We start from the raw sequence: 13,619 nt of genomic DNA, 5'->3' as shown, positions 1-13,619 counted from the left end.
CGGCCTTTCAATGACCAATAGCGATGAGATCGAACTTGCCGATGGGCGTGCAAGCCTCGTGGTGCGTCCGCGCGAGGGTGCAGCCATCCTGCGCTACGACGCGCTCCGCCCCGGCCGAGCCCCCACGCCTCTGCTTGAGCCATCGAGGGGGCTGCTGAAATTCGGGTCCCAGCTGCTGATCCCCTGGTCAAACCGCATTTCCGGCGGAGGCTTCGAGTTTGACGGGCGCTTCCATGCGATAGAGCCCAATGTCGACGGCGAGCCGTTCCCACTCCACGGCGACGCATTTCAAAGGCCGTGGCGGTTGACGAGGCGAACGGGCACTGAATTGGAGCTGGTTCTGGAGGATGGGGCGATCGGACCCTACCGCTACCATGCGAGTGTCCGCTATGCATTGGAGGAAGGCGCGCTGTCCGTCGTGCTGGCGGTCGAGAACCGGGCCGCCATACGCCTGCCCTACGGGCTCGGTTTCCACCCCTGGTTTCCGCGCCGCCCGCGCACTTTGCTGCAAGCATCGGCGCACAGTGTCTGGCTGGAGGACGAACGACACCTGCCGACGGGGGTGGTGCCGCTAGCCTCCCGGCCGGACTGGGATTTTTCGCAAGCCGCGCCGCTTCCCGACGCCTGGATCAACAATGCCTTCGAAGGCTGGAACGGGCACGCCTCGATCATCCAGCCGGATGACGCTATCGTCGTCACGGTCGAGGCTTCGCCCTCACTGAATGTCTTCGTCCTCTATTCGCCGTCACGAGACGCTGATTTCTTCTGCTTCGAACCCGTTTCGCATGTGGTGGACGCCCATCACGGCAGCGGCCTGACCACGCTGGAAAAAGGCGGATCGACAAGCGCGCATTTGCGGTTACGCTGGGGCGAGCTGTAGCGCTTGGCACATGCTGCTTCAGGGCGTGTCGACTTGAAGAGACCATACGCACCACATAACAGTGAACCATCCTGCGTAATGACGAGAGTTCAATGACAAATATGACGTTTCTGCCTGGCGATGGCGTCTTTCTCGGCCGCGCTCGATCACCTGATGTGCGCCATCCCCTGATCGTCACGGTGCGTGACGGCACCGTCTTCGACATCACCTCGAGCGCGGCGCCGACGGTGCGAGACATCTGCGAGATGGCCGATCCGGCAGGGCATGTGCGCTCGGCCAAGGGCAAGCCGATCGGCTCGCTCGACGACATCGCGGCCAACAGTTTCGAGGTCAAGCGCGATCCGGCAAAACCTTATCTCCTCTCCCCGGTCGACCTTCAGGCGGTCAAGGCGTCGGGCGTGACCTTCGTCGTCAGCCTGCTCGAGCGGGTGATCGAGGAACAGGCGCGCGGCTCGGCGGAAAAGGCCGACGCCATCCGCGCCGACATTGCCGGGCTGATCGGCCACGACCTTTCGAAGCTCAAGCCCGGTTCGCCGGAAGCCATGGAGATCAAGGCCAAGCTGATCGCGCGTGGCGCCTGGTCGCAATATCTCGAGGTGGGCATCGGCCCCGACGCCGAGATCTTCACCAAGTGCCAGCCGATGGCCTCGGTCGGCTTCGGCGCCGATGTCGGCCTGCACCCGGTGTCGACATGGAACAATCCGGAGCCGGAGATCGCCATGATCGCCGCCTCAAGCGGCAGGATCGTCGGCGCCACCATCGGCAACGACGTCAATCTGCGCGACGTCGAAGGGCGCTCCGCACTGCTGCTCGGCAAGGCCAAGGACAACAATGCTTCAGCCTCGCTTGGACCCTTCATCCGCCTGTTCGACGACACGTTCTCGATCGACGACGTGAAGCGCGCCGTGGTGCGCCTCAAGGTCGAGGGCGAGGATGGCTTCTCGCTGGAGGGCGCTAGCTCGATGGCCGAGATCAGCCGTTCACCGGAAGAGCTGGTTGCCGCCGCGATGGGGCCGCACCACCAGTATCCGGACGGGCTGGCGCTCTATCTCGGCACCATGTTCGTGCCATCGAAGGACCGTGGCGAGAAGGGCAAGGGGTTTACCCACAAGGTCGGCGACATCGTCACAATCTCGTCGGAAAAATTCGGCGCGCTGGTCAACCGGGTGCGGCTGTCGCCCGATTGCCCGCACTGGACCTACGGCGCAAGCCATCTCATGCGCGACCTGGCAAAGGCCGATCTGATCTAGAATCTATCCAAAACGACCGCAATCAACACAATTTTATGCGGAACCCGGATGACGGCGGACACAATCCGCTTCAAGATCGCGATGCGGTCGGGGGGCCGTTCCGATGTCCGATTCGCCGATTCTGTTCGTGCGCAACGTCGCCAGGCGCTTTGGCGGCACGGTGGTGCTCGATGATATGAGCCTTGTGGTCGAGCGCGGCTCGATCCACGCGCTGGTCGGCGAAAGCGGCGCCGGCAAGTCGACGCTGACCAAGGTGCTGGCGGGCATTGTCCGGCCGGACCGTGGTATCATCGAATTCGATGGCAAGACCGCGACGATCGACAGCCCCAACGCGGCGCGCAAGCTCGGCATCGGCGTGGTCCTGCAACAGCCGGGGCTATTTCCCGAGCGCCCGGTGCTGGCCAATCTCTTCGTCAACCGCGAGCCGCTCCACAACGGGCTGATCTCGCGGCGCGAGATGGAGGCACGCAGCCGCGAACTGCTTCGCCAGCTTGCTCTCGATGTCGACGTCCATGCCCCGCTCGGCGATCTCGGGCCCGGTGAACGGCAACTGGTCGCGATCGCCCGCGCGCTTCTGGAAAACCCGAGGCTGCTCCTCCTCGACGACCCGAATTCGGCGCTCGACCAGCGCCGGAGCGAGCGGCTGTTCGCCGTGCTGCGGGGGCTGAAAGCCAGGGGCATGAGCATGCTCTACGCGTCGAACCGTCTCGGGGACGCCCTTGCCATCGCCGATCAGCTGACGGTGATCCGTAACGGCCGTGACGTGCTGTCAAAGGCGCGGCAGGAGTTGACGGCGTCCGAGGAAGCGATGGTCGGCCAGTTGCGCCAGTCGCTGTTCCCGCTGCCGTTCAGGACCCTGCCGACGCTTGCCGGCACGCTGCGGCCGCAGATCACCGTCGAAGGGCTGACCGGCGGCAGTCTGTTCGGGGTGAGCCTGACGGCCCGCGCAGGCGAGATTCTCGGGCTTGCCGGTTCCGGAGCGCAGGACCTGCTTGCCCTATTGTTCGGGCTGCGCAAGCCGCGCCAAGGCCTGGTGCGGTTTCCCGACGGTGACGGCTTGCCAAGGACCCAGACGGAAGCGGCGCGGCGCAACATCTGCATGATTTCAGGCGAGCGCGGCAACGGGTTGATGCCGGACAAATCCATCGCCTTCAACATGGCGAACGTCGTCGTCGGCGCACGCGACTGGGGATCGCGCTGGTATTCGCCCAAGGCGGCGCGCGGCCGCGCCACGCGGCAGATCGAGGCACTGCGCATCAGGAGCGCGCCGGAGATGCCGGCGGGATCACTCTCGGTTGGTTGCCAGCAGAAGGTGATCATCGCCAAATGGCTGGAGATCGGACCGCAGGTGGTGCTGCTTGACGAGCCTGCCCGCGGCATCGACATCGGCGGCAAGCAGGAGATCTACGCCCTGATCCGCCAGATGGCCGCCAGCGGCTGCATTGTGCTCTTGCATTCCAACGAGCTGTCCGAACTGACAGGGCTCTGCGATCGCATCCTGGCTTTCCACCAGGGCAGACTGGGCGGCGAAATCGCCGGCGACGATATGGATGCGGGCAAGCTTCTGAAGCTGATCATTTCGGGCAAGCCGGCGGACGAAAACCGCCGGAGCAATCGGGAGAGCGTGGCATGACCAGGACAGAGACCGCGCCGCCGCTTGCCGGCTCGGTGAACCATCAAACCAGACGCAGCATTCGCCTGCCGGCCGAGACCGGTGCTGCCGTTGCGCTCGCCGTGCTGGTCGCACTGCTTGGTTGGCTGAACCCTTCTTTCCTCGAACCAGCCAATCTGCTCTCGGTGCTGGGCCAGGCCGCCCTGCCCGGCCTGCTGGCGATCGGCATGGTGTTCGTGCTCTCGGCCCGCGAAATCGACCTTTCTGCGGGTGCCGTGTTCCATCTCTCGGCGGCCTTCGCGGCCTTGTTGATGCTTGCCGGAATGGACCCATGGCTTGCCGGCCTGGCGAGTGTCGCGGCAGGCGCTTGCCTTGGCCTGATCAACGGCCTGCTGGCGATCGCACTGCGTTTGCCGGCCCTGATGGTGACGCTCGGCACATGGTGGATGATCCAGGGCCTGTCTCTGGTCGTCGGCAAGGGACAGGCAATCGTGCCGCCGGGCTTGGATAGCGGCTTCTTCACGACACTGTCGGGCAAAGCGTTCTTGATGGTGCCGGCGACGGCCATCGTCTTTGTCTTGCTGGCGCTCGTGATGCATGCCGTGCTTCACCGCACGCGCTTCGGTTATCGCGTCCAGGCCGTGGGCAGCAATCCGCAGGCTGCCGCCTATGCCGGCATTCCAACCTCCAAGGTACGGCTGCTGACACTGGTTCTGATGGGCGCGATGGCGGGACTGGCCGGGGTGATCCATGTCGGGACGCATGGCGCCATTGCCCCTGGCGAAGGCAGCAATTTCGCGCTGCAGGCGATCGCGGCGGCCATCATCGGCGGCACATCGCTTTCGGGCGGCCACGGCAGCGTCATCGGCGCCGCGATCGGCATGCTGATCCTCCAGGTGATCCTCAGCGCCATGGGCATGCTTGGCGTCGATGCCGCGTGGAGCACCTTTGCCGCCGGCGCCCTGGTCGTGCTTGCCCTGGCGATCGACCGGCTGGTCAAGCTGTGGCGCAGCCGGCGTGTCCGACACGATCAGCACAATCCGCCCGGCTGAGCCTCAACGCCAATCATCCGGCGTCCTGAAAAAATCACCCCGACTGATGCAATCTGATGGGACCGTTGATGGCGCCGCGTCAGGCGCCAACTACATCTGCAGATGGAGGCTTGCCATCCGTCGAAAAAGGGAATGCTCTGAGGCATCCGAGCGGCGCTGGCAAAGACGCAATCCGGCCGATGCCGGAACGGCGACGGATCATCTACAACCGGGAGGAAATCAAATGCTGACAAGACTGAGACTTGTGCTCTACGGCCTGCTGGTCGCGCTGACGGTCATTCCGGCAGCCGCGCAGGCCAAGACCTTCTACTGGATTTCGCATGGCGGCCCGGCCGACCCAGTCTGGACCTACTTCCTGGCCGGCGCCAAGCAGTGGGCCAAGGACACCGGCAACACCGTCAACACGTCGTTCCACAACGGTGATGTCGCTTCCCAACAGGAAGCGGTTCGCGCCGCCCTCTCGGCCAAGGCCGATGGCATCGTCACCACCAGCCCAGATCCGGGCAGCCTTGTCGAGATCGTCAAGGAAGCCCGCGCGGCCAACATCCCGATCATCAACTTCAATACGCCCGATCCAAAAGCCAACTTCAATGCCTATGTCGGCGGCGACAACGTCACCTTCGGCAAGCACTGGGCGCAATATCTGGTCGACAAGGGCCTGGTGAAGAAGGGTGACTTCGTCTGGATGCCGGTCGAGATCCCCGGCGCCACTTATGGCGTCCAGGAAGAGGAAGGCATCAAGAGCGTCTTCGGACCACTCGGCATTACCTATGAAGTGACCGAAGCGACGCTCGATCAGGCCGAGGTGATCAACCGCATGGTCGACTACCTCACTGCCCACAAGGGCAAGGTCAACGCCATCATCGGCCTGGGCGATCTCGTCACCGGCTCGATCAAGCGGGTGTTCGACCAGGTCGGCGTCAAGCCGGGCGAAATCCCTGTCGTCGGCTGGGGCAATTCGCTCGACACCACCCAGGAAGTGCTGAACGGCTACGTCAATGCCGGCCAGTGGCAGGACCCGCAGGCGACCAGCTATGTCGCGCTGTCGCTCGCCAACATGGCGGCGTCAGGCATTCCCCCGGGCTTCAACGTCATCACCGGCGCGCTCTACGAGAAGGACACCGCCGGCGTCTACGACAAGATCCTGTCCGGCAAATAAACCGCGATCCCTGGCGCCGCGCTCGTCTGACACGCGGCGCCAGATATCTCCTGCGCCGTGACCTATCCATCCGATGCGGTGGAGATCGCGGCTCATTCCAACCATGTCGCGGGTTCCCAGTGGAAAATCATTCGCTTGTCCAACGCCTGATTGCGCGGCCTGAATTCGGTCCCTTTGTGCTGCTCATCGTCGAGATCGGCGTTTTCTGGGGCTTCAACCATGACTTCCTGTCGCCGCAGAACATCTCCAACACGCTGGCCTTCACGGTCGAACTCGGCCTGATTGCTTTGGCCATGACCTTGCTGATGACATCAGGCGAATTCGACCTGTCCGTCGGTTCCCTGTTCGGCTTTTCGCCGGTGCTGATGTGGACGCTGTTCAACAGCGGCGTCACCTCGCTGGAGATGGGCTTCGTTGCCGCGCTGGTGGTTGCCGCCTTGATCGGCCTGGTCAATGGCTGGTTCGTCACGCAACTCAAGATCCCGTCCTTCCTGGTAACGCTCGGCATGCTGCTCGTGGTGCGCGGCAGCGCGCTTTTCATCACCGACGGTTTTCCGCAGCGCACCTGGAGCGCCGAGGGCAGCTGGCTGGCGGAAGCGCTGGTCGGCGACTTCTTCATCGGGCCATTCCGCATCTACATGTCGCTGTTCTGGTTCATCGCCGCTGCGATCGCGCTCGGCTATGTGCTGACGCAGAGCCGGGTCGGGAACTGGATCCAGGCGGCGGGCGGCAATCCCAACGCAGCGCGTGCCCGTGGCGTCAATGTCAACCGCGTCAAGATCGGCCTGTTCGTCTTGTCGTCGCTCATGGCTTCGCTGGCCGGCGTCATCTCCTCGCTGCGCACGTCGGCCGCCAATCCCAACAGCGGCACCGGCTACGAACTCGAAGTCATCGCCATGGTGGTGATCGGCGGCACGGCGCTGACCGGCGGACGCGGCACCATCATCGGCACGGTGCTCGGCATCCTGATCCTGCGCGTGATGCGCAACGGCATTGTGCTGATCGGCGTGCCCGGCCTTGCCTACAACATCTTCATCGGTGCGATCATCCTTGGCATGATGGCGCTTCACTCATGGCTGGAACGCCGGCATCAGGCAGGGACTTGAACCATGGCCGAGCCATTGATCCGCATGCAGAACATCCGCAAGTCCTATGGTCGCGTCCAGGCGCTGGAGGATGCCAATTTCCATGTCAACGAGCGCGAGATCGTCGGCCTGCTCGGCGACAATGGCGCCGGCAAGTCGACGCTGATCAAGGTCTTGTCGGGCGCGGTGCCGCTGACCAGCGGCGACATCTTCATCCGCGGCAAGAAGGTCACCTTGCGCAGCACCAGCGACGCCATCGCGCAGGGCATCGAGACGATCTACCAGGATTCCGCGTTGGTCACGCAACTGTCGATCGCCCGCAATCTGTTCCTCGGGCGCGAGCCGATCAAGCCGCCGCGTTTCCTCAACCGCATGGACCAGGAGGCGATGAACAACGTCGCCCGCGACCTGCTCAAACAGGTCGGCATCTCGAAGAACATTCCACCGACGACGCCAATCGGCTCGCTCTCTGGCGGCGAGCGCCAGGCGGTGGCGATAGCACGCGCCATGCATTTCGACAGCGACCTCATCATCCTCGACGAGCCGACCAACAATCTTGGCGTCGCCGAGACACAAGGCGTGCTGAGCTTCGTGCGCAGCGCCCGCGATTCCGGCCATTCCTGCATCTTCATCGCGCACAACATCCATCACGTCTTCCAGGTGGTCGACCGTATCGTCGTCATGCGCCGGGGCAAGGTGGTCGCCGACGACATCGACCCGAAGAAGACAACCGTGGCGGAAGTCGAACGGATCATCACCGGCATGTCGGACAAGGAAATTCGCGACGCCGTCGCCGACGGCAAGCCGTCGCACTGAGGACGGGCGGATCCGTCTTGCCGAATGAACTCAATGCGCATGGCGGTGATGGGTGCCGATCGCCTGTCCCTCGGAACGTATCGCCCGACAAATCGCTTGTCTGGCGCGCGATCGCATCGGCGCGTAGGGTTGCGGCATGAAGGCCACCGTCTCCGACATCGCCAGGAATTGCGGGCTCTCGACCGCGACGGTCGACAGGGTGCTCAACAACAGGCCGGGCGCCAGCGCCGCCAACCGGCAGCGCGTGATGGAGGCCGCCAAGCAGCTCGGCTATCTGCCGGTCGCCGACCAGGTGACGCTTCCCTCCAAGCCCGCAAACCTCGAATTCTTCCTGCCGATCGGCAGCAACGCCTTCATGCAGGACCTGGCAAGGCACATCGAGGACTATGCATCGCGCCTGCCGCTGGTCGCCTCCTGCCGGATCCACAGCCTCGCCGGCATCTCGCCGAACGCGCTGCAGAGCGCGGTGGAAAACCTGTCGCTGAGGGCCAATGGCGTCGGTGTCATCGCCATCGACCATCCGCGAACCCGCAACATCCTGCGCGACATTGTCGAAGCCGGTATCCGCCTGGTGACGCTGGTGTCCGATATTCCGGCCGCTCCCCGCTCGGCCTATGTCGGCATCGACAACCGGGTGGCGGGGCGAACGGCGGCACTTCTGATGGGCCGCTTCCTCGGCGGCCGCGAGGGCCATCTGGCGATGGTCGTGGGCTCACGCTCCTATCGCGGCCATGAGGAGCGGGAAATGGGCTTTCGCTCGGTGCTCGGGGAAGAGTTTCCCAACCTCACCGTGACCAGCGCCGTCGAGATCAATGACGAACCGGATGCGAGCTATGCCGAGACCATGAAGGCGCTGCACAACGAACCGGAACTGCTCGGCATCTATTGCGTCGGGGCCGGACGCTCCGGCGTCGCCAAAGCCATCCGGGAAGCAAGACCCAACCGCAAGCCGGTGTTCATCTGCCACGACCTGACGAAGGAGACGCGCGGCTATCTCGTCGACGACCTCGCCGACGTCGTCATCGACCAGAACGCCAGGCTGATCGCCGAACAGTCGGTCATCCGCCTGCTCGGGTCCATCGCCTCGTCGGCGCCCTATCTCACCCGGAAATTCATCGAGCCGCGCCTGATCTTCAGGGAAAATGTGCCGGTGCAATAAGGCGGGGTCGCCTCGGGGCAAGCCCAGCTTCATGGATTTGTCTGATAATTGATACGGCAAATCTGCACAGCAGCTATGCACAATTCATTGTTGCCGAATCATTGGGCAATTCGTAGGTTCTGGTTGTCGGCCATCTACTCCTCCCAGATGCGATGCCGACGCTGAATGGGGTGCACCTCCTCCCGCGCCACATTCGAAATCGAGCCCGCTGCCACCTCCTCCCGGCAGCGGGCTTTTTTCATTCAGCCGTCGGAATTCCTGTGCCGCCCGCACTAAAGGGCGGCAGGCATCGCTCAGTCATACGACCGGCAAATCGCCGACAGGCGCGGCGGATTTCAACCGGCGGCGGTACCCCGGAAGGAAACAATCAGCCCTTCGGCCATGCGCACGAACTGCGTGCTCGGGCCTTCGGCGCCCACGGTCTGCACGCTGACACGGGCGCCCTCGAACAGCAGCGACAGCGTATCGGCAAGCAGTTCGGCCTGACCGATGCCTGCACCCCGGCATAGCGCCACAAGGCGTTCGCGCTGGGCTTCCTTAAGTTCCTTGATCACCAGCCTCGCCGGATGGTCCGGCTCGGTCAGCTCAGCGGCGGCATTGGCCATGTCGCAGCCGCGGCCGTCGGCATTGAGCATGGCGGCCGCCTTGCGAACCCAGGCATGCAACTGCGCGAGCTTGTCGCCGGGAAACTCGGCCTCGAAAGCGTCCCACATGGCGCCGGCCTTGGCCGCATTGGCACGCAGGCACTCGACGATCAGTTCGTCCTTGGATTCGAAGTGACGATAGAGCGTCATCTTGTTCGTGCCGGCAGCTTCGGTGATGGCGTCGACGCCGACGCCCTTGATGCCGTGCTTGTGGAACATGTCGCGTGCCGTCTCCAGGATCCGATCCCGGGGACGAGAGCGCTCCACGACGCCGTCTGTCATCATGATCTCCTTTCGTTTCCAAAAAACCCTCGGCCACCTCTTGACTAGGGTGTTACCGGTCTGTAACTTCCAGAATGTTACTTACTGGTAACACCTATGTCGCCCGTCGTCAATAACAAGGCGGTGAACTGGTCCTGCCAGATGAGACGGACGAAAAACTGCCAATCATGCGGCTCCGGCCGGTGAGGAAATGAAAAACGGTTCGCGAGCATGGGCTGCGAATCGACAGACAAGGAGCCGGCCAATGCCACAGCGCCGCGATCTTACCATAGATGAGGCCGTCCGGGATCCGATGATCCGGCTGGTCATGAAGGCAGATGGGGTCGACCCCCGAGCCTTCGAGAGGATGCTTCGTTCGCTTGCCGATGGGCAGCGTGATGAGGTGCCGTTGCTGCGTTCACGGGAAGCCTCCCGTGACGGGCACGGCCAGTTGTCCAGAGTTGCCAGCGCCTTCGGGCGGGCAAGAGCAGCCGGCGAGGCATGTGTGTCGTGGTAAACTTCTTCATTCACCGTCCGATCTTCGCCTCGGCGATCGCCATCATCATGGTGCTCGCCGGGACGATTTGTTATTTCCTGCTGCCGGTCTCGCAGTTCCCAGACATCACGCCGCCCCAGGTCGTGGTCAGCGCCCACTATCCGGGCGCCAGCGCGCAAGTCGTGGCCGATACGGTGACGACGCCGCTGGAGCAGCAGATCAACGGCGTGCAGGGCATGACCTACATGTCGTCGACGAGCTCCAATGACGGCTCCTCGACCATCACCATCACCTTCGATGTCGGCTATTCCCTGAGCACCGCCGCCGTCGACGTCCAGAACCGCGTCTCGCAGGCGGCCTCCTCGCTGCCGGCGATCGTCAACCAGGGCGGCGTGACGATCAAGAAGCAGAACCCGAACTTCGTCCTCATCGTCAACCTCACCTCGCCCGACAAGTCGGTCGATCCGGTGGCGCTGTCGAACCTCGCCTATTTGCAAGTTGTCGATCCGCTGAAGCGGCTGCAAGGCGTCGGCGACGTGCAGATCTTCGGCGAGCGGCGCTATTCGATGCGCGTCTGGCTCGATCCGGACAAGCTCGCCAATCTCGGCATCACCGCCGTCGACGTGCAGAATGCCATCGCCGAGCAGAACGTCCAGGTGGCGGCCGGCAAGATCGGCCAGTCGCCGGCGCCCGCCGGCACCGCCTTCGAGATGCAGGTCAACGCGGTCGGCCGCCTGAGCGACCCAAAGGAGTTCGGCGACATCGTGGTGCGCGCCAACACCGACACAGGCTCGCTGGTGCGGCTGCGCGACGTCGCGCGCATCGAGCTCGGCGCGCTGCAATATTCGTCCTCGGCCTTCTTCGGCAAGGACCCGACCGTGGTTCTCGCGGTCTACCAGATGCCCGGTTCCAACGCGCTCGACCTCCAGCAGCGCGTCAAGGACAAGATGCAGGAACTGTCGGCGCGTTTTCCGAAGGGCGTGTCCTACGCCATGCACTACGACACGACGCGCTTCGTCTCGGCATCGATGCATGACGTGCTGATCACGCTCGGCGAAGCGCTGGTTCTGGTCGTCGCCGTGGTGTTCATCTTCCTGCAGAGCTGGCGCACGACCATCATCCCGACCATCGCCATTCCGGTGTCGCTGGTGGCGACGCTGGTCGTCATGGAGATGCTGGGCTTCTCGCTCAACATGCTGTCCCTGCTCGGCATGGTGCTGGCGATCGGCCTCGTTGTCGACGACGCCATTGTCGTGGTCGAGAATGTCGAGCGACAACTCGAGGCGGGACTGAAACCATTGGCGGCGACCAAGGCCGCAATGGCCGAAGTCACCGGCCCGATCATCGCCACCACAGCGGTGCTGATGGCCGTGTTCGTGCCGGTCGCCTTCATTCCCGGCGTCTCCGGGCGGCTTTACAACCAGTTCGCGCTGACGGTGGCGATTTCGGTCGGCATCTCGGCCTTCAATTCGCTGACGCTGAGCCCTGCCCTCAGTGCCGCTTTCCTGCGCCATCGGCATGGGCCGCAGTTCTTCCTGTTCCGCTGGTTCAACACCGGCTTCGACAAGATATCCCACGCCTACGCCCATGGCGTGCGTTTCCTCATCCGCCTGCGCTGGATCATGCTCGGCCTGTTCGCGGCCGGACTGGTCGCCACCTATTTCGTCTGGCAGAAACTGCCCTCGACCTTCCTTCCGGTCGAGGACCAGGGCTATTTCTTCGTCGTCATCCAGTTGCCCGACGGTGCCTCGCTGGAGCGCACCGACGCGGTGGCCCAGAAGGCGCGCGACATCCTGCAGGCGACGCCCGGCGTCGACATTGTCGGCTCGATCAGCGGCCTGAACTTCCTGACCAGCGCGGCACAGTCGAACTCGGCGGTCGAGTTCGCCATCCTCAAGCCATGGGAAGAGCGTGGCCCCGACCAGAGTGCATCGAAGCTCGTCGCCGATGTGCGCGGCAAGCTGATGCAGATTCCGGAAGCTTTCGCGCTCTCCTTCGATCCGCCTTCGATCCCGGGCATCGGCACCACGGGCGGCTTCGAGTTCGTCGTCGAGGATCTCACCGGTCGCGGCAGCACGGCCCTCAACGATGCGACGCAAGCCGTGATCGCCGAGGCGCGCAAGCAGCCGGAAATCAATCCGCAGCAGCTGTTCTCGCCGTTCTCGACCTCGACGCCGCAGTTCAACTACGACCTCGACCGCAGCAAGGCCAAGCTTCTCGGCCTCAACCTGCCCGACGTCTTCAACACGCTGCAGATCTATCTCGGCTCGCTCTACGTGAACGACTTCAACCTGTTCGGCCGCACCTTCCGGGTCACCATCCAGGCCGACAAGGATGCACGCGCGGGTGCTGCCGACATTTCGCGGCTCTATGTGCGCAACGCCTCGGGCGGCATGGTGCCGCTCAGCACGCTGGGCAAGCTGGTGCCGTTCGTCGGCCCGGAGACCGTGCCGCACTACAACAACAACGCGTCGGCCTCGATCAATGGCGGTGCCGCACCGGGCTTCTCCTCGGGCCAGGCGGTCGCTGCCATGGAACGGGCGGCGGCCACCGCGCTCCCCCGAGATTTCGGTTTCGAATGGACCGGCATCACCTTCCAGGAGCTCAAGGCGGGTTCGATCGCGTCCGTCGTCTTCGGCCTCGCCATCGTCTTCGTCTTCCTGATCCTGGCGGCGCAGTATGAGAGCTGGGCGATGCCGTTCATGGTGCTGCTGGCGGTGCCATTGGCCTTGTTCGGCGCCTTCGCGGCCCTGTCGGTGCGCGGCATGCAGATCGACGTCTACTCGCAGATCGGCTTCGTCATGCTGATCGGCCTGGCGGCGAAGAACGCGATCCTGATCGTCGAGTTCGCCAGGCGGCGGCGCGAGGAAGGCTTGAGCATCGTCGAGGCGGCGATGGAAGCCGCGCGGCTCAGGCTGCGGCCGATCCTGATGACGGCCTTCGCCTTCATCCTCGGCGTGCTGCCGCTGATGTTCGCGACGGGCGCCGGTGCCGCAAGCCGCCAGTCAATCGGCACCACGGTGTTTGGCGGCATGGTCGCCGCGACCATCCTGTCGCTGGTGTTCGTGCCGGTCTTCTACGCGGTCATCGAACAGCTGCGGGAGCGCCGCGAAAGCGGCGAACCCGCCTCCAAGCATACTGAACCAACTGCCGAACCCGCCTTCCCTCCCCTGGCGGAAGCGGCCGAATAAGATTGGAGAAATAT

General features: G+C 63.9%; 10 protein-coding genes. 9 read left to right on the top strand and 1 reads right to left on the bottom strand.

Features of this window, described 5'->3' with window-relative positions; translation table 11 throughout:
* Positions 1-10 precede the first annotated feature (10 nt).
* The 8 genes from QQK95_RS06950 to QQK95_RS06915 all read left to right on the top strand — a co-directional run bounded on the left by QQK95_RS06950 (position 11) and on the right by QQK95_RS06915 (position 9,013).
* Positions 11-880, top strand: a complete 870-nt coding sequence (locus tag QQK95_RS06950; RefSeq protein ID WP_284270263.1) for an aldose 1-epimerase — start codon at positions 11-13, stop codon at positions 878-880.
* Positions 881-972: 92 nt separating this feature from the next.
* The gene (locus tag QQK95_RS06945; protein ID WP_284270261.1) at positions 973-2,130 is read left to right on the top strand and encodes a fumarylacetoacetate hydrolase family protein; all 1,158 of its coding nucleotides are present in this window, start codon (positions 973-975) and stop codon (positions 2,128-2,130) included.
* A 103-nt stretch (positions 2,131-2,233) separates the two neighbouring features.
* The gene (locus tag QQK95_RS06940) at positions 2,234-3,763 is read left to right on the top strand and encodes a sugar ABC transporter ATP-binding protein (protein ID WP_284270259.1); all 1,530 of its coding nucleotides are present in this window, start codon (positions 2,234-2,236) and stop codon (positions 3,761-3,763) included.
* A complete protein-coding gene (locus QQK95_RS06935) occupies positions 3,760-4,794 on the top strand; it encodes an ABC transporter permease (protein ID WP_284270257.1) in 1,035 nt (344 codons plus the stop codon). The genes QQK95_RS06940 and QQK95_RS06935 overlap by 4 nt, the downstream gene beginning before the upstream one ends.
* 223 nt (positions 4,795-5,017) lie before the next feature.
* On the top strand, positions 5,018-5,953 hold the full coding sequence (locus QQK95_RS06930; protein WP_056564187.1) for a substrate-binding domain-containing protein: 936 nt from the start codon (positions 5,018-5,020) through the stop codon (positions 5,951-5,953).
* A 119-nt stretch (positions 5,954-6,072) separates the two neighbouring features.
* Entirely contained in the window at positions 6,073-7,059 is a 987-nt protein-coding gene (locus QQK95_RS06925) for an ABC transporter permease (RefSeq protein WP_284270248.1), read from the top strand.
* A gap of 3 nt (positions 7,060-7,062) precedes the next feature.
* Positions 7,063-7,854 carry an ATP-binding cassette domain-containing protein gene (locus QQK95_RS06920; protein ID WP_284270245.1) on the top strand — a complete coding sequence of 264 codons (792 nt, stop codon included), beginning with the start codon at positions 7,063-7,065 and terminating at the stop codon, positions 7,852-7,854.
* A 136-nt stretch (positions 7,855-7,990) separates the two neighbouring features.
* The gene (locus QQK95_RS06915) at positions 7,991-9,013 is read left to right on the top strand and encodes a LacI family DNA-binding transcriptional regulator (protein WP_284270244.1); all 1,023 of its coding nucleotides are present in this window, start codon (positions 7,991-7,993) and stop codon (positions 9,011-9,013) included.
* A 335-nt stretch (positions 9,014-9,348) separates the two neighbouring features.
* Here QQK95_RS06915 and QQK95_RS06910 read toward each other — a convergent pair whose 3' ends face one another.
* On the bottom strand, positions 9,349-9,939 hold the full coding sequence (locus QQK95_RS06910) for a TetR/AcrR family transcriptional regulator (protein ID WP_095771432.1): 591 nt from the start codon (positions 9,937-9,939) through the stop codon (positions 9,349-9,351).
* 480 nt (positions 9,940-10,419) lie between these two features.
* On the opposite strand from QQK95_RS06910, the gene QQK95_RS06905 reads away from it, so the two are divergent.
* Positions 10,420-13,605: an efflux RND transporter permease subunit gene (locus QQK95_RS06905; RefSeq protein ID WP_284270237.1), complete on the top strand. Its 3,186-nt coding sequence runs from the start codon at positions 10,420-10,422 to the stop codon at positions 13,603-13,605.
* Positions 13,606-13,619: the final 14 nt, after the last annotated feature.

It is taken from the genome of Mesorhizobium huakuii, from assembly GCF_030160235.1.
Taxonomy (GTDB): Bacteria; Pseudomonadota; Alphaproteobacteria; order Rhizobiales; family Rhizobiaceae; genus Mesorhizobium; species Mesorhizobium huakuii.
Note: the sequence above shows the minus strand (reverse complement) of the source record. Positions and strands in the feature narration are given on the sequence as shown.